This window comes from Pseudomonas sp. NY15364, assembly GCF_048068235.1.
Taxonomy (GTDB): domain Bacteria; phylum Pseudomonadota; class Gammaproteobacteria; order Pseudomonadales; family Pseudomonadaceae; genus Aquipseudomonas; species Aquipseudomonas mendocina_D.
This window is the reverse complement of the sequence record NZ_JBLUPX010000006.1, coordinates 16,041-35,019: the sequence shown is the minus strand read 5'-3', so window position 1 is coordinate 35,019 and position 18,979 is coordinate 16,041. Positions and strand designations below refer to the sequence as shown.

General features: G+C 64.6%; 17 protein-coding genes. 7 read left to right on the top strand and 10 right to left on the bottom strand.

The genetic code is table 11. The annotated features are described in order from the left end of the window. Positions 1-145 precede the first annotated feature (145 nt). On the top strand, positions 146-1,489 hold the full coding sequence (locus ACNFCJ_RS07130; RefSeq protein WP_416770569.1) for a DEAD/DEAH box helicase: 1,344 nt from the start codon (positions 146-148) through the stop codon (positions 1,487-1,489). A gap of 69 nt (positions 1,490-1,558) precedes the next feature. Here ACNFCJ_RS07130 and ACNFCJ_RS07125 read toward each other — a convergent pair whose 3' ends face one another. The 3 genes from ACNFCJ_RS07125 to ACNFCJ_RS07115 form a co-directional block, all read right to left on the bottom strand. Beyond that, positions 1,559-1,984: a PAS domain-containing protein gene (locus ACNFCJ_RS07125; protein WP_179574485.1), complete on the bottom strand. Its 426-nt coding sequence runs from the start codon at positions 1,982-1,984 to the stop codon at positions 1,559-1,561. A gap of 4 nt (positions 1,985-1,988) precedes the next feature. Next, positions 1,989-2,990, bottom strand: a complete 1,002-nt coding sequence (locus tag ACNFCJ_RS07120) for a response regulator (protein WP_416770568.1) — start codon at positions 2,988-2,990, stop codon at positions 1,989-1,991. 72 nt (positions 2,991-3,062) lie between these two features. Further along, positions 3,063-4,307, bottom strand: coding sequence for a TIGR03862 family flavoprotein (locus ACNFCJ_RS07115; protein ID WP_416770567.1), 1,245 nt, complete (start codon positions 4,305-4,307; stop codon positions 3,063-3,065). 113 nt (positions 4,308-4,420) lie between these two features. On the opposite strand from ACNFCJ_RS07115, the gene ACNFCJ_RS07110 reads away from it, so the two are divergent. Next, entirely contained in the window at positions 4,421-5,554 is a 1,134-nt protein-coding gene (locus ACNFCJ_RS07110) for an aminotransferase class V-fold PLP-dependent enzyme (protein ID WP_273255622.1), read from the top strand. Positions 5,555-5,626: 72 nt separating this feature from the next. Here the strand turns inward: ACNFCJ_RS07110 and ACNFCJ_RS07105 are convergent, their stop codons facing one another. Continuing rightward, positions 5,627-6,547, bottom strand: a complete 921-nt coding sequence (locus ACNFCJ_RS07105) for a histone deacetylase (RefSeq protein ID WP_416770701.1) — start codon at positions 6,545-6,547, stop codon at positions 5,627-5,629. 57 nt (positions 6,548-6,604) lie between these two features. Between ACNFCJ_RS07105 and ACNFCJ_RS07100 the strand changes: the two genes are divergently transcribed. From ACNFCJ_RS07100 to ACNFCJ_RS07085, 4 genes are read left to right on the top strand one after another with little or no spacing between them, the layout of a single operon-like run. After that, positions 6,605-7,165 carry a GNAT family N-acetyltransferase gene (locus ACNFCJ_RS07100; RefSeq protein ID WP_416770564.1) on the top strand — a complete coding sequence of 187 codons (561 nt, stop codon included), beginning with the start codon at positions 6,605-6,607 and terminating at the stop codon, positions 7,163-7,165. After that, a complete protein-coding gene (locus tag ACNFCJ_RS07095) occupies positions 7,162-8,784 on the top strand; it encodes a SagB/ThcOx family dehydrogenase (RefSeq protein WP_416770563.1) in 1,623 nt (540 codons plus the stop codon). Before ACNFCJ_RS07100 ends, ACNFCJ_RS07095 begins: the two co-directional genes overlap by 4 nt. Then, positions 8,765-9,634, top strand: a complete 870-nt coding sequence (gene tesB, locus ACNFCJ_RS07090) for an acyl-CoA thioesterase II (RefSeq protein WP_143502548.1) — start codon at positions 8,765-8,767, stop codon at positions 9,632-9,634. The genes ACNFCJ_RS07095 and tesB overlap by 20 nt, the downstream gene beginning before the upstream one ends. Beyond that, the gene (locus ACNFCJ_RS07085; RefSeq protein WP_416770562.1) at positions 9,631-10,224 is read left to right on the top strand and encodes an HAD family hydrolase; all 594 of its coding nucleotides are present in this window, start codon (positions 9,631-9,633) and stop codon (positions 10,222-10,224) included. The genes tesB and ACNFCJ_RS07085 overlap by 4 nt, the downstream gene beginning before the upstream one ends. Before the next feature lie 352 nt (positions 10,225-10,576). Here ACNFCJ_RS07085 and adeC read toward each other — a convergent pair whose 3' ends face one another. Genes adeC through ACNFCJ_RS07070 form a run of 3 tightly spaced genes read right to left on the bottom strand, consistent with a single transcriptional unit; the run spans position 10,577 to position 16,313 of the window. Beyond that, the gene (gene adeC / locus ACNFCJ_RS07080; RefSeq protein ID WP_416770561.1) at positions 10,577-12,010 is read right to left on the bottom strand and encodes an AdeC/AdeK/OprM family multidrug efflux complex outer membrane factor; all 1,434 of its coding nucleotides are present in this window, start codon (positions 12,008-12,010) and stop codon (positions 10,577-10,579) included. Then, positions 12,007-15,150, bottom strand: coding sequence for an efflux RND transporter permease subunit (locus tag ACNFCJ_RS07075; RefSeq protein WP_416770560.1), 3,144 nt, complete (start codon positions 15,148-15,150; stop codon positions 12,007-12,009). The genes adeC and ACNFCJ_RS07075 overlap by 4 nt, the downstream gene beginning before the upstream one ends. A 14-nt stretch (positions 15,151-15,164) precedes the next feature. Next, positions 15,165-16,313 (bottom strand): efflux RND transporter periplasmic adaptor subunit, encoded by a 1,149-nt coding sequence (locus ACNFCJ_RS07070; RefSeq protein ID WP_280064649.1) that lies wholly within the window; start codon positions 16,311-16,313, stop codon positions 15,165-15,167. 179 nt (positions 16,314-16,492) lie between these two features. On the opposite strand from ACNFCJ_RS07070, the gene ACNFCJ_RS07065 reads away from it, so the two are divergent. Further along, a complete protein-coding gene (locus ACNFCJ_RS07065; protein WP_280079085.1) occupies positions 16,493-17,149 on the top strand; it encodes a TetR family transcriptional regulator in 657 nt (218 codons plus the stop codon). 80 nt (positions 17,150-17,229) lie between these two features. Here ACNFCJ_RS07065 and ACNFCJ_RS07060 read toward each other — a convergent pair whose 3' ends face one another. From ACNFCJ_RS07060 to ACNFCJ_RS07050, 3 genes are all read right to left on the bottom strand, one after another. Next, on the bottom strand, positions 17,230-17,412 hold the full coding sequence (locus tag ACNFCJ_RS07060) for a hypothetical protein (RefSeq protein WP_017675436.1): 183 nt from the start codon (positions 17,410-17,412) through the stop codon (positions 17,230-17,232). Positions 17,413-17,591: 179 nt separating this feature from the next. Then, the gene (locus tag ACNFCJ_RS07055; RefSeq protein ID WP_017675435.1) at positions 17,592-18,608 is read right to left on the bottom strand and encodes a zinc-binding alcohol dehydrogenase family protein; all 1,017 of its coding nucleotides are present in this window, start codon (positions 18,606-18,608) and stop codon (positions 17,592-17,594) included. A 22-nt stretch (positions 18,609-18,630) separates the two neighbouring features. Beyond that, positions 18,631-18,924, bottom strand: coding sequence for a putative quinol monooxygenase (locus ACNFCJ_RS07050; protein ID WP_017675434.1), 294 nt, complete (start codon positions 18,922-18,924; stop codon positions 18,631-18,633). Positions 18,925-18,979: the final 55 nt, after the last annotated feature.

Here is an 18,979-nt window from a genome sequence, read left to right as displayed (position 1 = left end):
ACTGTCGCGGCTAAAGCCTCTCCCACGGTTTGGTAGCTTGCCGGGCAATTTCGCGGCTGAAGTGGAATGCCGCCCAGCCTCTCCTACGGCAGGTGTGAACGGGTAAACTACCCGCCAGTTCTTCTACTTCCTGCGGTTACCCTCCATGACCTTCGCTTCCCTCGGTTTGATCGAGCCGCTGCTGCGCACCCTTGCTGACCTCGACTACCAGACGCCGACCCCGGTGCAGAGCCAGGCCATTCCCGCTGTGCTCAAGGGCCGCGACCTGATGGCTGCCGCGCAGACCGGCACCGGCAAGACCGCCGGTTTTGCTCTGCCGGTGCTACAACGCCTGACCCTGGAAGGCCCGCAGGTCACCAGCAACAGCGTGCGTGCGCTGGTGCTGACTCCGACTCGCGAGCTTGCCGAGCAGGTGCTGCAGAGCTTTCTGAGCTACGGCCAGCATCTGCCTTTGAGCAGCTACGCGGTGTATGGCGGGGTCAGCATCAACCCGCAGATGATGAAGCTGCGCAAGGGTGTCGACGTGCTGGTGGCCACGCCAGGTCGGTTGCTCGACCTGTATCGACAGAACGCCGTGAAGTTCTCCCAACTGCAGACCCTGGTGCTGGATGAAGCCGACCGCATGCTCGACCTGGGTTTTGCCCGCGAGCTGGATGAGCTGTTCAGCGCGCTGCCGAAAAAGCGCCAGACTTTGCTGTTCTCCGCCACCTTCTCCGATGCCATTCGGCAGATGGCTGGCGAGTTGCTGCGTGACCCGCTATCGGTGGAAGTGAGCCCGCGCAACGCCGCCGCCAAGACGGTCAAGCAGTGGCTGATCCCGGTGGACAAGAAGCGCAAGAGCGAGCTGTTCCTGCATCTGCTGCAGGAAAAACGCTGGGGCCAGGTGCTGGTCTTCGCCAAGACCCGCAAGGGCGTCGACCAGCTCGAACAGGAGCTGCTGGCCATGGGCGTGGCTGCCGACTCGATCCACGGCGACAAGCCACAGCCGAGTCGCCTGCGCGCACTGGAGCGCTTCAAGGCGGGTGAGGTGCAGATACTGGTGGCCACCGATGTGGCCGCGCGCGGCCTGGATATCGATGACCTGCCGCTGGTGGTCAACCTCGACCTGCCGATTAACGCCGAGGACTACGTGCACCGCATCGGCCGAACCGGCCGCGCCGGTAGCACGGGCGAGGCGATCTCCCTGGTCTGCGCCGACGAGGTGGATCAACTGGCGGCGATCGAGAACCTGACCCAGCAGTTGATCAAGCGTGTCGACGAGCCGGACTTCATTCCAGATCACCGCGTACCGCAGACGGCGGTGGGTGGCCAGGTCCTGAAAAAACCGAAGAAGCCCAAGCAGAAACTGATTCCCGGTGCCGCCAAGCCGGCGGGCAAGGGCAATATCCACCTCGGCCGCTGGTTCGAGGAAGAGGACGCCAAGCCCAAAGCCAAGGCGGTGCGCAAGGTGCCGAGCTTCGGCAGCAAGCCCAAGGGCGGAAAAAAGTAGGGTGCGCCATGCGCACCGAACTCAGAAGAGGTTGGCTGGTGCGCACGGCGCACCCTAAGGCATAGCGGGTCAAGCCTGTGCGGCCACGGCAGCCGCCGTCATGTCATAGATCACCAGGCACACATGCTCCACCGGCTGGCCCGCCAGCGGCAACAGGGTGACGTTCTGATACATGAAGTCGGCCTGGCCGGTAATCGGTTGGTAACTCTTGAAGCGCATCAGGTACGGACGTTGCTGCCACAGGCTGAAGGCGCGGGTGCCCAGTTGCACCACGTTTTCCACCTTGCGCTCCAGCCAGGGCCGGTCGATGTCGGGGAACAGCTCGAACAGCGAGCGGCCCTGCACCTGGTCCGGGCCAAGCCCGGAGTGGTTTTCCATGAAGGCGTTCCACACCTCGACGCGGTACTGGCGGTCGAGCACCACCACGCCGACGTCGATGCATTGCACGATGTCGAGCAGCCAGTGGACTTCCTTGATATCGATCTGCGCGGGCATCGTCTCACTCCATCAGGTAGCCGATCTTGGCGGTCAGGCGCTTGATCGAGTCTTCGGTGAACAACAGCAGCAGGTCGAAATGGATGGCGTGGCCCTCCAGGCTGTAGCTGATCTCAACGGCCAGGGTCTTGCGCCAACGTTGACGGTTGACCTGGATGATCTGGTCTAGGCTGGCATGCTGGCCCAGTAGTTGCGGGTGGCCCTGGGAGAAACGCAGGTCGAGCTGCTCGGCGATACCGGCGAGGCAGGCGCCGATCAGGATGCTGGCCAGATCCAGGAGCATCTCCGAGGTTTGCGCTTCGTTCTTCGGCTGCCAGCCGAGCAAGCGCGCCATGTCCTCCACTTCCGAGTCGTGGAACAGCAGCAGGGCTTCGCCGGCGATGGCCTCGCCGATGAAACCCTGGCAAATGGCGCTGAAACGTTCGCCGCGCTGGGCGTCGAGCAGGGTCATGTGCAATTCGCTGACTTCGAAGATGTTCACCTGCGGCACCGGCAATTGCACGAATACACCCAGCACCTTGGCCAGCAGTGCGGCGGCGCGGCCCATGGCAACGTTGCTGACTTCGCGCAGGGCATCGCGGAAGCTGACTTTCAGGTCCGACAATGCCACCGCCTGGGCCTGCGCCGCTGGCGTGTCCTGCGGGTTGAACAGGCCCAGTTCGATCAGCGTCTGGCGCAGAATCTCGGGGTCGGCGGGTTTCTTGATGAAGGCCAGGGCGCCAAGTTCACGCACACGGCGCACGGCTTCTTCCTGAACGTCGCCGGAGACCACGATGACCTGGCTGCTGAGCCCTTCGGCGCGCAAAGCGGCCAGGGTCTGGTAACCGTCGAGCACCGGCATGGTCAGGTCGAGCAGCATGACCTGACCCTGTCCCTGGCGGATCAATGCCAGTGCTTCCTCGCCGTTGGTGGCCTGGCTGAGGGTGACCGGCCATTCAGCCGGCAGCGCGCGGATCAATTGCTTGCGCGCCATATTGGAGTCGTCGCAGATCAGCAGAGGGATCACCGCAGCAAATTACCTGTGTGGGAGGCGCTGAGATTGAGCATAGCCGCAGCCTGCGTGGCGTCACAGCGGTTTTCAGCTATGGCCCGGATGCAACCAGCCGAGTATGCCCTGTGCCGCCACCCGCCCACTGGCGAAGCAGGCGGTGAGCAGGTAGCCGCCGGTGGGTGCTTCCCAGTCGAGCATTTCGCCGGCGCAGAACACGCCGGGCAGCGACTTGATCATCAGACCGTAATCCAGCGCCGCGAATGGCACGCCGCCGGCGCTGCTGATCGCCTCATCCAGCGGCCTGGGGCGCAACAGGGTAATCGGCAGCGCCTTGATCCAGGGCGCCAGATCGGCCGGCTCGGCAAAGGCAGCAGCAGGTGCCAGCTCGCGCAGCAGCGCAGCCTTCACACCGTCGAGACCGGCCTGGCGGTGCAGGTGCTTGGCCATCGAGTGCTTGCCGCGCGGCTTGGCCAGCGCTTGTTGCAGCTTGGCCAGTGGCATCTGTGGCAGCAGGTCGAGGCTGATCACGGCCTGGCCGTCGGCCTCGATGGCGCGACGGATCTCGGCGGAAAAGGCGTACACCAGGCTGCCTTCGATGCCGCCCGCCGTCAGCACGAACTCGCCGATACGTGCGGGCTGATCCGCCAGGCCGAGGGCGACGTTCTTCAGTGGCGCGCCGGCGAATTTCTCGCGCAAGTAGTCGCTCCAGCCGGCGACCTCGAAACCGCAGTTGCTCGGTTTCAACGCCGCCACTTCGATGCCGCGCGCCTGCAGCAGGGGCACCCAGGCGCCGTCGGAGCCCAGGCGCGCCCAACTGCCACCACCCAGTGCCAGCAGGCAGGCATCGCTGACCACGGCGCGTTCGCTGTCCGGCCCGGCGATGCGCAGGCTGCCATCTTCGTTCCAGCCCAGCCAGCGGCTGCGCGTATGAATCGTCACGCCCAGCTCGCGCAGGCGGCGCAGCCAGGCGCGCAGCAGTGGCGCGGCCTTCATGTCGCTGGGGAACACGCGCCCGGAGGTGCCGACGAAGGTGTCGATACCCAGCCCGTGAATCCATTCGCGCAGGGCTTCGGCATCGAACTCGCGCAGCAGCGCCGCCACTTCGGCCTGGCTTTCGCCGTAGCGGCCGATGAAGGCATCCTTGGGCTCGGAGTGGGTGATGTTCATGCCGCCGACGCCCGCCAGCAGGAACTTGCGCCCCACCGAGGGCATGGCGTCGAACAGCTCCACGCGCATGCCGCCTTGCGCCAGCATCTCGGCAGCCATCAGCCCGGCAGGGCCGCCGCCGATAATGGCAACGTGATGGGCGTTGGGCTTGGTAGCTGTGGTCATGGTGGCAGGATGGTCCGAGAAAGGCTGCGTATTCTACCCGAGTGCTCCCTGGGCTTGTCATTTGCCCGGGGTTCGGGCAGGTTCTGGTCGAACCTTATTGGCTGGAGCCCGTTATGTCCCAGATCTGCCCTGACATCGATCCTGATGGCCTGATCGAATATTCGGTGGTCTACACCGACCGCTCGCTGAACCACATGTCGCAGTCGTTCCAGGGTGTGATGCGCGATATCTCCGCCACTCTCAAGCAGGTCTACAACGCCCATGCCGTGGCAGTGGTGCCGGGCAGCGGCACCTACGGCATGGAAGCGGTGGCGCGTCAGTTGGCAACCGAGCAGAAGTGCCTGGTGATCCGCAACGGCTGGTTCAGCTACCGCTGGACGCAGATCTTCGACATGGGCCGGATTCCCGCCGCGGCGCAGGTACTCAAGGCACGCCCGGTCGCCGACGGCCCGCAGGCCGCCTTCGCTCCGGCGCCACTGGACGAAGTGCTGGCCACCATCGCCGCCGAAAAACCGCAGGTGGTGTTCGCCCCGCACGTGGAAACCTCCTCGGGCATGATCCTGCCGGACGATTACCTGCGTGCGGTGAGCGATGCGGTGCACGCCGTCGGCGGCCTGTTCGTGCTCGACTGCATCGCCTCCGGCACCCTCTGGGTGGACATGCAGGCTTGCGGTATCGACGTGCTGATCAGCGCGCCGCAGAAGGGCTGGAGCGCCTCGCCGTGCTGCGCCCTGGTGATGCTGAGCGAAGCGGCCCAGGCGCGCGTCGAGGCAACTCAGAGCAGCAGCTTCGCCTGCGACCTGAAGAAGTGGCTGCAGATCATGCAGGCCTACGAGCAGGGCGGCCACGCCTACCACGCCACCATGCCCAGCGACGCCCTGGCGCGTTTCCGCGATGCCATGCTGGAGGCCAAGGCCCTCGGTTTCGCCAAGGTTCGCGAGCAACAGCAGGAACTCGGTGACCGGGTGCGAGCTCTGCTGGCGGCGCGCGGCTTCAAGAGCGTCGCCGCCAAGGGCTTTGAAGCGCCAGGGGTAGTGGTCTGCTACACCGACGACGCGCAGATCAAAACCGGTGCCAAGTTCGCCGCCATCGGCCTGCAGATCGCCGCTGGCGTACCGCTGCAATGCGACGAGCCGGCGGACTTCCAGACCTTCCGCTTGGGCCTGTTCGGCCTGGACAAACTGGGCAACATCGAACGTACCGTGGCGACGCTGGAGCAGGCTTTGGACAAGGTGCAGGCCGGCTGATCGTCAGGGGCATGTAGGGCGGGTGCAACCCGCCACCAGCGAATTGGCGGGTTTCACCCGCCCTACGGGCGTCTAGCCCAACCCACGTGCCGCCCACACCTTCGCCGCGCTGTGATGCAGGATGCCGTGGCGGCGGGCGAGGACGGCGTGGTCCTTGGAGTAGCCGCCGCCGATCACACCTAGTACCGGGATGTCGCGGCCCAGACAATGCTGCAGCACTGCTTCGTCGCGGGCGGCGAGGCCGGCGTCGGTAAGTTGCAGGTAGCCCAGGGCATCGTCCTTGTGCACGTCGACGCCGGCGTCGTAGAGCACCAGGTCCGGTTGGTAGATTGGCAGCAGGTAGTTGAGGATGTCGTCCACCACTTTCAGGTAATCCTCATCGCCCATGCCGCGTGGTAGGGGAATATCCCAGTCGCTCTGCGCCTTGCGCGCCGGGAAGTTCTGTTCGCAATGCAGCGACACGGTAACCGCGTCCGGCTCGTTCTCCAGCAGCCGCGCGGTGCCGTCGCCCTGATGCACGTCGCAGTCGAAGATCAGTACCCGGTGCACGCGGCCGGCTTCGAGCAGATAGCGGGCGATCACCGCGAGGTCGTTGAAGATGCAGAATCCTGACGGAAAGTCGTAATGCGCATGGTGCGTGCCGCCAGCCAGGTGGCAGGCCAGGCCATGACGCAGGGCCAGTTCGGCGGTCAGCAGCGAGCCGCCCACGGCGCGCACGGTGCGTCGGGCAAGGGCATCGCTCCAGGGCAGGCCAAGGCGGCGTTGGTCCTCGTAGGAAAGCTCGCCAGCCATATAGCGGGCGATATAGTCCGGGCAATGCACCAGGGCGAGGATCTCCGCCGGGCACAACTCGGGACGCTGTAGCTCGGCATCGGTGGTCAGGCCGCTATCGACCAGGTGATCGCGCAGCAGGCGGAATTTCTCCATGGGGAAACGATGCCCGGCCGGGAAAGGCGGGCTGTAATCCTCGTGGTAGACCAGCGGTAGCGGCATACAATGGGTGCTCATCGAGTCGAGACATTATGGTCGCAGCCAATCGAGACAATCGCCATGCCCCTGATCGAAACCTGCACCGAGCGCCTCTTGCTGCGTGCCTGGCGCGACAGTGACCTGCCGGCGCTGATCGCACTCAATGCCGACGCCGAGGTGATGCGCCATTTCCCGTCGCCTCTGGACGCGGAGCAGAGCGCACAACTGCTGGCGCGCATCCGGGCGCATTTCGCTGAGCACGGCTTTGGCTTCTGGGCGCTGGAGCGGCGCGATACGGGCGAGGTGATCGGTGTCACGGGCCTGGCACACGTCGGCTTCGATGCGCCGTTCGTGCCGGCTGTGGAGGTCGGCTGGCGCCTGGCGCGCGCCCATTGGCGTCAGGGCTATGCCAGCGAGGCGGCGCGCGCGTCATTGGCCGTGGCCTTCGAACGCCTTGCGCTGGACGAGGTATTGAGCTTCACCGTGCCGGCCAATCTGCCGTCGCAGGCGGTTATGCGCAGCATCGGCATGCAGCGTGACGCGGCTGCCGACTTTCTCCATCCGCGCGTGCCGGCCGGCCATCCCTTGCAACCGCATGTGCTCTATCGCATTCGCCGCGAGCAGTGGGAGGCCGGGCGATGAAGAATGTGCTCGCCTATCACCAGCTCAGCAAACACGCCCCCGAGCGTTTCGCGCCAGGGCCGGGGCAGTTGGATTGGGCGACTCAGCCGGCGCCGTTTCGTCGCTACGAGGGTGCCCGGTTGATCGAGCTGTACCACCGCCCGCTGGAAGAGGGGCCGGCGTACGACACGGCTTTCGCCGGGCCGCAGACATCGCCCGCGCCACTGAGTCGCGTCAGCATCTCGCAACTGCTGTACGACAGCCTGGCCATTTCCGCCTGGAAGGAGGCTGGCGGCAGTCGCTGGGCGCTGCGGGTCAACCCGTCGTCCGGCAATCTGCACCCGACAGAGGCCTACCTGTTGCTGCCGCCTGGTGCGGTCGAGGATGACGGGGTGTTGGTCCACTACGCGCCGGATGTCCATGCCCTGGAGGTACGCAGTGAGCTGCCGTCGCCGCTTGGCCGGCAACTTGCCGACTGCCTGCCTCACGGCGGTTTTCTCCTAGGGCTTAGCAGCATCGCCTGGCGCGAGGCCTGGAAGTATGGCGAGCGCGCCTACCGCTACTGCCAGCACGACCTGGGGCACGCCCTGGCGGCGTTGGCCATCGCTGCCGGTGTGCAGGGCTGGCAAGTGCGCATGCTGCAGGGCGTGGTCGAAGCACGTCTGGACGGCCTGCTGGGGCTGGATGGAGAAAATTTTCACGAGGCCGAACACGGCGACTGCCTGCTGTGGATAGGCCCGAAGCAAACGATGGAATTTGCGCTGCCCGAAGCCCTGTTAACGGCGCTGGCGCGACTCGAGCGGATGGGCGCGCCCAATCGCCTGTCGCGCGTATATCGCCACTGGCCCGAGTTGCAGCGTGTGCATGGGCTGTGCCGGGCGCCAGCGCGGCCCCTCGCCGAATGGAGCGTAGATGTTGCCGGCGTTCGCAATGACAACCCCGGCCTGCCGCTCAGACCGATCCTGCATCGCCGACGCAGCGCGCAGAGCATGGACGGCCGCAGCGGTATTCAGGCTGCACTGTTGCTGGCCTGGCTGCGCCGCCTGATGCCGGCGCAATCGCCAGTGTCGTTCGCCGTGACCGGTGAGCCGAGCGAGATCGACCTGCTGCTGTTCGTCCATCGTGTGCAGGGCCTGGTGCCTGGCCTCTACTGGCTGGACCGCACGGGCAGCGGCGTGCAGCCGCTGCGCGAGGATTACCTGTGGCAGCGGGTGGATGTTGACCTCCCGCTATATCGTCTGCTTGAAGGCGATGCGCGTGGCCTGGCGGGGTTTCTCAGCTGCGGCCAGGACATCGCTGCCGACGGCTGCGTGGCCTTGTCCATGCTGGCACGGGTGGAGGGCGCCGTGGCGGATGGCGCCTGGCGTTATCCACGGCTCTACTGGGAATGTGGCCAGATTGGTCAGTTGCTCTATCTGGAAGCCGAAGCGGCAGGGCTTTCCGGTACGGGCATCGGCTGCTATTTCGACGATGCTTTGCGCGAATTGCTCGGAGATGCCGACAGCGGGCTGCAAAGTCTTTACCATTTCACCCTTGGCCGCGCCGTTTGGGATGAACGCCTGACATCGCTGCCGGCCTACCCGCAATTGCGTATACCCCCATGCAAGGAGATGACACCCCATGACTCAGGTTCTCGATGATCTGGTGGCGCTGCTCAGCCTGGAGCAGATCGAGGAAAACCTGTTCCGTGGCCGCAGCCAGGATCTTGGTTTTCGCCAGCTGTTCGGCGGCCAGGTGCTTGGCCAGTGCATCTCCGCTGCCAGCCAGACGGTCGAGGAAGCGCGTCACGTGCATTCCATGCACGGCTACTTCCTGCGCCCTGGCGATGCCAGCCTGCCGGTGGTCTATCAGGTCGAGCGCACCCGCGATGGCGGCAGCTTCAGCACACGCCGCGTGGTGGCGGTGCAGAAGGGCAAGCCGATCTTCTTCTGCAGTGCCTCGTTTCAGTACGACGAGGAAGGCTTTCACCATCAGAGCGAGATGCCGGATGTCCCCGGCCCCGAGAACCTGAAATCGGAAACCGAGCTGGCGCGCATGGTGGCGCCGATGATTCCCGAGCGCATGCGCGAGCGTGCGATCAGCGACAAGCCCATCGAGATCCGCCCGGTCACCCTGATCAACCCCTTCGCCCCGCAGCCCTGCGAGCCGGTCAAGTACGTGTGGTTCCGCGCTGCCGGCGAGCTGCCGGACGACCCGCAACTGCACAAGTACCTGCTGGCTTACGCCAGCGATTTCAACCTGCTGACCACCTCGATGCAGCCGCATGGCGTGTCGGTGTTCCAGAAGTTCATGCAGGTGGCGAGTCTCGACCACTCGCTGTGGTTCCACCGCAACCTGCGCATGGACGACTGGCTGCTGTACGCCATGGACAGCCCCTGGGCCGGCAATGCCCGCGGCTTCTCCCGTGCCAGCATCTACAACCGCCAGGGCGAGCTGGTCGCGTCGGTGGCTCAGGAGGGGCTGACGCGCGTGCGCGAGGACTGGAAGTGAAGGTACTGCGCGAAGCACGTCACTGGGTGTTCGACATGGACGGCACCCTGACCCTGGCGGTGCATGATTTTGTCGCGATCAAGCGTGCCCTGGACATCCCCGAAGAGGACGACATCCTCCATCACCTGGCCGCGCTACCGGCGGATGAGGCCGCCGCCAAACATGCCTGGCTGCTGGAGCATGAGCGCGAACTGGCGGTGGCCTCACGCCCGGCACCAGGGGCCATCGAGCTGGTGAGGGCGCTGTGCGAGCGCGGCTGCCAGCTTGGCATTCTTACCCGCAATGCTCACCCGCTGGCGTTGCTGACCCTGCAGGCAATTGGCCTGGATGACTGCTTTGCCACGGCCGATATCCTTGGCCGCGACGAGGCGCCGCCCAAACCGCACCCGGGCGGTTTGCTGCACCTGGCCGAGCGCTGGGCGGTCAAGCCGCAGGAACTGGTGATGGTCGGCGACTACCGCTTCGACCTGGAATGCGCCCAGGCTGCCGGTGCGCGCAGCGTGCTGGTCAACCTGCCGGACAACCCCTGGCCGGAGTTGACCGAGTTGCATGCGCAGGATTGTGCGCAGCTGCTGGCTGCGTTGGCCTGAGTGGCGGCACGGCGCTCTTAGGGCGAAATCGGGGCGAGCGGATCGCGAATGAATTCGCTCCTACAGAGAGGGCACTGCGCAGCAGTCGCCTTCAACGTTCTCTGAGGCCTCGGGTGTCTGCCACTGAATAAGGCGGCTTCAGGTTCTGTAGGAGCGAATTCATTCGCGAAAGCGAACTTCAGGCCGCATCCGAATTGCCGCCATACAGCTATCGCCAAGCCTCAGGGTCCCGGATTTCATCCGGGCTACGGTGCGGCGTCAGTCCGTCAGAACTCCCACAAAAAAACGCCCCCGCAAAGACTGCGGGGGCGGCGCGTTGGATAAGGTCGTCCTTGAAGCAGGTTACGCGCAGTCAACCTTGTGGGGCGTTGCTCCCCGTATTGCTCCAGCCACCACCCAGGGCCTTGTACAGCTCCACTTCACTGCTGAGCTGGGCCAGGCGGTCGGCGATCAGTTGCTGGCGCACGCTGAACAGCTGACGTTGGGCGTCGAGCAGGGTCAGGTAGCTGTCCACGCCGGTGCGGTAACGGCGTTCGGCCAGGTCGTAATAGGTCTCGGTGGTTTCCAGCAGAGCGCGCTGGGCGTCCAGTTGCTGGCGGTAGGTGGTGCGCGCAGCCAGGCGGTCAGCGACTTCCTGGAAGGCCACCTGGATGGCTTTCTCGTACTGCGCGACCTGGATATCGCTCTGCAACTCGGCGTAGTCGAGGTTGGCGCGCAGACGGCCGGCGTTGAAGATTGGCAGGCTGATCTGCGGCTGGAACAGCCAGGTGCCCGAGCCGCTGTCGAACAGACCGGACAACTGGCTGCTGGCGGTGCCGGCATTGGCGGTCAGGCTGATGCTGGGGAAGAACGCCGCGCGCGCCGCACCGATGTTGGCGTTGGCGGCCTTGAGCTGGTACTCGGCCTGCAGCAGGTCAGGGCGACGCTGCAGCAGGTCGGCGGGCAGACCGGCCGGTACCTGCTCCAGCAGTTCGGCGTTCAAGGCCAGGCCTTGCGGCAGGTCGGCCGGCAGGCCGGTGCCGAGCAACTGGGTCAGTGCGTTGCGATCCTGCGCGACCAGACGCTGGTATTGCGCCAGGCTGACGCGCGCACTGTCCACCGAGCTGCGTGCCTGGCTCAGGGCCAGGGCATCGGCGACACCGACGTCAAAGCTGCGTTGGGTCAGCTGGTAGCTTTCCTCGAAGGTCTTCAGGGTGTCCTGGGTCAGTTGCAGCAGCGCCTGATCCGCCTGCCATTGCAGGTAGGCGTTGGCGACGCTGGCGACCAGGCTGATCTGCGTGCTGCGCGCGGCCTGCTCGGTGGCCAGGTACTGCTGCAGGGCCTGCTCGCTGAGGCTGCGGATACGGCCGAAGAAATCCAGCTCCCAGGCGTTGACGCCCAGGGTCGCGCTGTACTGACCGCTGGTGCGGGCTTCACCGGTCTGGCTCAGGTCGGCTGGCAGGCGCTGGCGAGTGCCGGCGCCATCGGCGGAGACCGAAGGCAGCAGGTCGGCGCGCTGGATACGGTACAGCGCGCGGTAGGCCTCGACGTTCAGCGCGGCGACGCGCAGGTCGCGGTTGTTTTCCAGTGCCACCTGCACCAGTTGTTGCAGTGCCGGGTCGCGGAAGAACTCGCGCCATTGCAGGTCTGCTGCTGCACGGCTGCCTTCACTGGCGGCGCTGCCATAGGCTTCGCCTTGTGGCCAGTCTGCTGCCACCGGAGCGTCAGGGCGTTCATAGTCGGGAATCAGGCTGCAGCCGCTGAGCAGAGCGGCTGCCACGGCGAGGGACAACAGGGACTGCCTCATTGCAGTGCCTCCTTCTCTTTTTCACTGGCCGGCTCGGGGCGCTTCTTCTCGAAAATCGAGCAGACCACTACGTAGAACAGCGGAATCCAGAAGATCGCCAGCACCATCGCGCTGAGCATGCCGCCGATCACCCCGGTACCGATGGCATGCTTGCTGCCCGCGCCGGCGCCACTGGCGATGGCAAGCGGCAGACAGCCGAGGATGAACGCCAGCGAGGTCATGATGATCGGACGCAGACGCATGCGGCAGGCTTCGATGGCGGCTTCAGCGAAGGTCATGCCCTGTTCGTACTGCGCCTTGGCAAACTCGACGATAAGGATCGCGTTACGCGCCGACAGACCAATGGTGGTGAGCAGGCCGACCTTGAAGAACACGTCGTTGGACAGCCCGCGCAGCTCGGTGAACAGCAGCGCGCCGATGATCCCCAGCGGCACCACCAGCATCACCGAGAACGGGATCGACCAGCTCTCGTACAGCGCTGCCAGGCAGAGGAACACGACGATGGCCGAGATCACGAACAATGCCGTGGTCTGCGAGCCGGCCAGGCGCTCCTCGTAGGACAGGCCAGTCCACGAATAGCCGACGCCCTGTGGTAGCTGCTTGGCGATTTCCTCGACGGCAGCCATGGCATCACCGGTGCTGTAGCCGGGCGCCGGCGCACCGAGGATTTCCACCGCCGACACGCCGTTATAGCGCGCCAGCTTGGGCGGGCCGTAAGTCCACTCGCCACTGGCGAAGGCGCTGAACGGCACCATGCGGCCCTGGTCGTTGCGCACATACCACTTGTTCAGGTCTTCCGGGGCCATGCGTGCGTCGGCCACGCCCTGCAGGTAGACCTTCTTCACTCGACCGCGGTCGATGAAGTCGTTGACGTAACTGGCACCCCAGGCGATCGACAGGGTGCTGTTGATGTCCGCCAGCGACAGGCCGAGGGCGCGGGCGCGCTCGTCGTCGATCAGCAGCTGGTACTGCGCTTCGTCACGCAGGCCGTTGGCGCGCACGCTGTCGAGTACCGGGTGCTGGTTGGCCAGTTGCAGGAACTTGTCACGTGCCTCGTTCATCACCTGGTGGCCAACACCCGCCTGATCCTGCAGGAAGAAGTTGAAGCCGGTAGCGTTACCCATCTCCATCACCGCCGGCGGGGCAAAGGCGAATACCAGGGCATCGCGGAAGCTGAAGAAGTGCATCTGCGCCCGTTGCGCCAGTGCGGCTACGCCATTCTCGGCGCCGGGACGTTCACCCCAGGGCTTGAGCATGATGAAGGCCAAACCGGAGCTCTGACCGCGGCCGGCGAAGTTGAAGCCGGTGACGGTGAACACCGATTGAACCGTGCTGGCTTCCTCTTCCAGCAGGTACTGGCGCATCTCGTCGACCACCACCTGGGTGCGCTCGGCACTGGAGCCGGACGGCGTCTGCACCTGGGCGAACAGCACGCCCTGGTCTTCCTCGGGGAGGAACGCGGTGGGAATGCGGGTGAACATCCAGGCCATGATCGCGACGATCACCAGGTACAGAATCAGGTACGGTGTCTTGCGCTTGAGCATGCCCGCCACGCCGCGCTGATAGGCATTGCTGCCGCGGTCGAAGGTACGGTTGAACCAGCCGAAGAAGCCGCGCTTGGCCTCGTGGTGGTCGCTGTCGATGGGTTTGAGCAGGGTAGCGCACAGCGCCGGCGTGAAGATCAGCGCCACCAGCACCGACAGGGCCATGGCCGAGACGATGGTGATGGAGAATTGCCGGTAGATGACCCCGGTGGAGCCGCCGAAGAAGGCCATCGGCAGGAACACCGCCGACAGCACCAGGCCGATACCCACCAGCGCGCCCTGAATCTGCCCCATGGATTTCTTGGTCGCTTCCTTGGGTGACAGGCCTTCCTCGCGCATCACCCGCTCGACGTTCTCCACCACCACGATGGCGTCGTCCACCAGCAGGCCGATGGCCAGGACCATGGCGAACATGGTCAGGGTATTGATGGAGAAACCGAACGCGGCAAGTATGCCGAAGGTCCCGAGTAGTACCACCGGCACCGCCATGGTCGGGATGATGGTGGCGCGCAGGTTCTGCAGGAACAGGAACATCACCAGGAACACCAGCACGATGGCCTCGAACAGGGTCTGTACCACCCCTTCGATGGAAGCCGAGATCACCGGTGTGGTGTCGTAGGGGAAGACCACTTCCATGCCGGCCGGGAAGAACGGCTCGAGATTGGCGATGGTTTCACGCACTGCCTTGGCCGTGTCCAGGGCGTTGGCACCGGTGGCCAGGCGAATCGCCAGACCGGAGGCCGGCAGGCCATTGAACTGCGCGTTGATGGCGTAGTTTTCACCGCCCAGCTCGACCTTGGCGACATCACCCAGGCGCACCTGGGAGCCATCGGCCTGCACCTTGAGCAGAATCTTGCGGAACTCTTCCGGGGTCTGCAGGCGGGTCTTGCCGATGATGGTGGCGTTGAGCTGATTGCCCGGCGACGCCGGCAGCCCGCCGAACTGGCCGGAGGAAATCTGCACGTTCTGCGCCTGGATGGCGCTGCGCACGTCAACCGGGGTCAGCTGGAAGCTGTTGAGCTTGGTCGGGTCGAGCCAGATGCGCATGGCGTACTGCGCGCCGAACACCTGGAAATCACCGACGCCCTTGGTCCGCGAAATCGGGTCCTGCAGGTTGGAGACGATGTAGTCCGACAGGTCTTCACGGGTCATGCTGCCGTCTTTCGACACCACGCCGATGATCATGAGGAAGTTGCTCACCGACTTGGTCACACGGATGCCCTGTTGCTGGACTTCCTGCGGTAGCAACGGTGTCGCCAGTTGCAGCTTGTTCTGCACCTGAACCTGGGCGATATCCGGGTTCACCCCCTGTTCGAAGGTAACGATGATCTCCATGCTGCCGTCGGAGTTGCTGGCCGAGCTGACATAGCGCAGGCCGTCGATACCGTTGAGCTGCTGCTCGATCACCTGCACCACGGTGTCCTGCACCGTCTGCGCGGAGGCGCCCGGGTAGCTGACCTGGATGGAAACGGCGGGTGGTGCGATGCTTGGATACTGGTTGATCGGCAGCTTGAGGATGGACAGGCCACCCGCCAGCATGATCACCAGGGCGATCACCCAGGCGAAGATCGGCCGGTCGATAAAGAATCTGGACATTCAGTGTTTCTCCGTTAGTCCTGGCCGTTGGCTGGTTCGGTGCCCTGGTCAGGCTGTTCGGTCTTGACGTTGCTGGCCGGCACGGCCCTGACCTCGGCACCCGGCCGCACGAACTGCAGGCCTTCGGTGATCAGGCGGTCGCCGTCCTTCAGGCCATCCTCGACCAGCCAGGCATTGCCGGCGGTGCGGTCGGCCTTGAGTACACGCTGCTCCACCTTGTTTTCGGCATTGACCACCATCGCCGTCGGCTCACCACGCTGGTTGCGGGTCACACCCTGCTGCGGGGCGAGGATGGCGTTTTCCTTGACCCCCGACAGCAGCTCGGCGTGCACGAACATGCCCGGCAGCAGCAGGTGATCTGGGTTGGGGAATACCGCGCGCAGGGTCACCGAACCGGTACTTTCGTCCACTGCGACTTCGGAGAACTCCAGCGTGCCTTCATGCGCGTAGCGGCTGCCGTCCTCCAGCTTCAGCGCGACCTTGGCGGCGCTGTCGCTGGCCTTCTGCAAACGTCCTTCGGCCAGGTCGCGGCGCAGGCGCAGCAGTTCCTTGCTCGACTGGGTGACGTCGACGTAGATCGGGTCGAGCTGCTGAATGGTGGCCATGGCGCTCGCCTGGCCGTTGCTCACCAGCGCACCTTCGGTCACGGCGGAACGGCCGATACGGCCGCTGATCGGCGCCATCACTCTGGTGTAGCGCAGATCGATACGCGCCTGCTCCAGGGCGGCATCGGCCTGCAGGCTGGCCGCGCGGGCCTCGTCGTAGGCCTGCTGGCTGACGGCCTTGTCATTGACCAGCAGCTTGTAGCGATCAGCCAGTGACTTGGCGGACAACAGCGTGGCCTGGGCGCTCTTGTAGGCAGCCTCGTAGGTGGCCGGGTCGATCTGATACAACTGCTGCCCCGCCTTGACCTCGCTGCCCTCGGTAAACAGGCGCTTCTGGATGATGCCATTGACCTGTGGGCGCACCTCGGCAATGCGATAGGCGCTGGTACGGCCTGGCACTTCGCTGGTCAGGGCATAGGGTTGCGCCTGCAGCGTGACCACACCAACCTCGGGGGTTGGCTGGGCCTGCGGGGTACTGTCTTCCTGGCAGCCGGTGAGCGTGAGCATTGCCACGGCGATGGCGGAAACCAAGGCGGCAAAGGCTGGTTTCTTGTGCATCTGAGAGAACCTCGTTTATCGGATACGCGGCCCGGGCGGGCGAAGGGATGGGAGTTGAGAACCAATGACGCAGAATATACTTACAAGCGTGAATGTTTGTAAATGCCTGGGACTGTCTGCATACTTCTGACCGCTTCTACTGAAGAAGCGTTTCAGGCAATGCGACAGTGGGTTAGGTAATGGCTAGACGAACCAAGGCAGAGGCGCAAGCAACGCGGGCGCTGATACTCGATGCCGCCGAGCAGGTGTTCCATGCTCAGGGGGTCTCGCATGCGTCTCTGGCCGAAGTGGCGAAAGCCGCTGGCGTCAGCCGTGGCGCCATCTACTGGCATTTCGAGAACAAGATCGACCTGTTCCAGGCCATGCTCGAACGTCTGCGCCTGCCGCTCGAGGAACTGGCGCGTGCCAGCGAGAGCGAGGACGAGCCTGACCCGCTGGGCTGCATGCGTGAATTGTTGATCAAAGCACTGACGCGCCTGGCCTGCGAGACGCAGACCCACCGCACCCACGACATCCTGCGTTACAAGTGCGAATACACCGGTGAGCTGCTCGGCCTGCGCGAGCGCATGCAGGCGCTGAGCATTGAGTGTGATCAGCGCATCGCCAAAGCGCTGAGCAACGCGGTCAACAAGGGCCAGTTGCCGAGCGACCTGGACTGCGCGCGGGCGGCCGTCTGTCTGCATGCCTATATGGAAGGTATCGAGTCCAACTGGTTGCTGGTGCCCAACTTCGACCTCGCGCAGCAGGCGCCTGCGCTGGTCGATACCGTGCTGGATATGCTGCGCAGTCCGGCGTTGCGCCTGATGCCGGTCAGCCAGGCGTCAGGCGAGAAGTAGGGTGCACTGTGCGTTCCAGAGGCTAGCCCGTTTTTTCGCTGCGCCAGCGCACCCTACGACATCGCAATCAAGGCTGAGATTCAGCCCGCCTGACGCTGCACGGGCCAGTCGGGCAGCTTGTGTGGCGCGCGCAAGCGGGCTTCCAGCCTGGCGGCGAACTGGCGGGCCTCCTCTTCGCTGCGAAAACTCACGCAATGTTGATCCAGTCGTACCTGCCACAGGCATTCGCCGCCCTGATCACGCGGCTGAACGAGAACTTTCATGCGAACCACCTCCTTAAGCTGCGACGAGTCGCCGGTGCTTGTTGGGGACAATCAGGATAGTTCGCTTGCATGACCTTTTTCTGATCTAAATCAAATGGCCGACCAGCGTGATGGCCGCTTCGCGATAAGCGGTACCGCGAAGGAAACGTGACTGGGTCGGCCCACTACACCATCGCGCCTCAGAACCCTTCGAGCACGATCTTGCCCTTGGCCTTGCCACTCTCCAGCAACGCATGGGCGCGACGCAGGTTGGCGGCATTGATGGTGCCGAAATGCTCACCGAGAGTGGTCTTGAGCACGCCGGCGTCGACCAGATCGGAGACCCGCTCCAGCAGACGATGCTGCTCGATCATGTCTGCGGTCTGGTACAGCGAACGGGTGAACATCAACTCCCAGTGCAGCGACAGGCTCTTGCGCTTGAGCTGCATCACATCCAGCGGTTGCAGCGGGTCGTCGATCAGCGCCAGACGCCCCTGCGGCGCCAGGCACTCGACCAGTTGCGCGTAGTGCTGGTCGGTCTGGGTCAGGCTGGCGACATGGGTGACCTGGCCGATGCTAATGCGCGCCAGTTCCTCGCTCAGCGGCTTGCTGTGATCGATTACATGATGTGCGCCCAGATCACGGACCCAGGCTTGGGTTTCCGGGCGCGAGGCAGTACCGATCACGGTCAGGCCGGTCAGGTTGCGCGCCAGTTGGGTGAGAATCGAACCGACACCACCGGCGGCGCCGACGATCAGCAGGCTCTGGCCTTGATCGGCCGAGCCCTCGGCAACCTGCAGACGTTCGAACAGCAGTTCCCAGGCGGTGATGGCGGTCAGCGGCAGGGCTGCAGCTTCGGCGAACGACAGGCTGCCCGGCATATGGCCAACGATGCGTTCATCGACCAAGTGCAGTTCGCTATTGGCGCCGGCACGGTCGATGGCGCCGGCGTAGAACACCCGGTCGCCGGGCTGGAACAGAGTGACTTCGCTGCCCACGGCCTTGACGACGCCGCTTGCATCCCAGCCCAGCACCTTGGCGGCACCATTCTCCGGCGCAACGCCGAGGCGGATCTTGGTATCGACCGGGTTGACCGAGATGGCCCGAACCTCGACCAGAAGATCGTGTGCACCCGGAGTGGGTTCGGCCAGCTGCACGTCCTGCAGTGCTTCGGGATGGTCGGCAGGCAGGGATTGGTAGTAAGCGACGGCTTTCATGGAAATGGTCCTCTGTGAGAAATCAGGTAAGGGGTTGCAGCGGGAGCAGATCGATACCCGCAAGCCGCTCGCCGAATGCGTTGGTGAAGTGTAGGAAGTGCGGCGCTGCATGATGCTGGTCCAATGCCTCGGCGTCGCGCCATTGTTCGATCATCACGAACTGGTGCGGGTCCAGCTTGTTGCGGTGCAGCGCGTACTGCAGGCATCCGGGCTCCGCGCAGGTGGCCGTGACCAGACGTTGCAGGCCTGCGGCCACCGCCTCGGCATGACCAGGCAGGGCCTTGATGGTGGCGATCAGTGTGAGAGCAGTGGTCATGGCGGGCTCCGATAGGGAATTGAAGCCATGCTCTTTTATTTGTGTGGAAAGAAAA

What these genes read in the sequence shown, in the direction of transcription:
- ACNFCJ_RS07130 (WP_416770569.1), top strand. Translation starts at nt 146, where the DNA reads ATGACCTTCGCTTCCCTCGGTTTGATCGAGCCGCTGCTGCGCACCCTT.
- ACNFCJ_RS07125 (WP_179574485.1), bottom strand. Translation starts at nt 1,984, where the DNA reads ATGCCCGCGCAGATCGATATCAAGGAAGTCCACTGGCTGCTCGACATC.
- ACNFCJ_RS07115 (WP_416770567.1), bottom strand. Translation starts at nt 4,307, where the DNA reads ATGACCACAGCTACCAAGCCCAACGCCCATCACGTTGCCATTATCGGC.
- ACNFCJ_RS07110 (WP_273255622.1), top strand. Translation starts at nt 4,421, where the DNA reads ATGTCCCAGATCTGCCCTGACATCGATCCTGATGGCCTGATCGAATAT.
- ACNFCJ_RS07105 (WP_416770701.1), bottom strand. Translation starts at nt 6,547, where the DNA reads ATGCCGCTACCGCTGGTCTACCACGAGGATTACAGCCCGCCTTTCCCG.
- ACNFCJ_RS07100 (WP_416770564.1), top strand. Translation starts at nt 6,605, where the DNA reads ATGCCCCTGATCGAAACCTGCACCGAGCGCCTCTTGCTGCGTGCCTGG.
- ACNFCJ_RS07095 (WP_416770563.1), top strand. Translation starts at nt 7,162, where the DNA reads ATGAAGAATGTGCTCGCCTATCACCAGCTCAGCAAACACGCCCCCGAG.
- tesB (WP_143502548.1), top strand. Translation starts at nt 8,765, where the DNA reads ATGACTCAGGTTCTCGATGATCTGGTGGCGCTGCTCAGCCTGGAGCAG.
- adeC (WP_416770561.1), bottom strand. Translation starts at nt 12,010, where the DNA reads ATGAGGCAGTCCCTGTTGTCCCTCGCCGTGGCAGCCGCTCTGCTCAGC.
- ACNFCJ_RS07075 (WP_416770560.1), bottom strand. Translation starts at nt 15,150, where the DNA reads ATGTCCAGATTCTTTATCGACCGGCCGATCTTCGCCTGGGTGATCGCC.
- ACNFCJ_RS07070 (WP_280064649.1), bottom strand. Translation starts at nt 16,313, where the DNA reads ATGCACAAGAAACCAGCCTTTGCCGCCTTGGTTTCCGCCATCGCCGTG.
- ACNFCJ_RS07065 (WP_280079085.1), top strand. Translation starts at nt 16,493, where the DNA reads ATGGCTAGACGAACCAAGGCAGAGGCGCAAGCAACGCGGGCGCTGATA.
- ACNFCJ_RS07060 (WP_017675436.1), bottom strand. Translation starts at nt 17,412, where the DNA reads ATGAAAGTTCTCGTTCAGCCGCGTGATCAGGGCGGCGAATGCCTGTGG.
- ACNFCJ_RS07055 (WP_017675435.1), bottom strand. Translation starts at nt 18,608, where the DNA reads ATGAAAGCCGTCGCTTACTACCAATCCCTGCCTGCCGACCATCCCGAA.
- ACNFCJ_RS07050 (WP_017675434.1), bottom strand. Translation starts at nt 18,924, where the DNA reads ATGACCACTGCTCTCACACTGATCGCCACCATCAAGGCCCTGCCTGGT.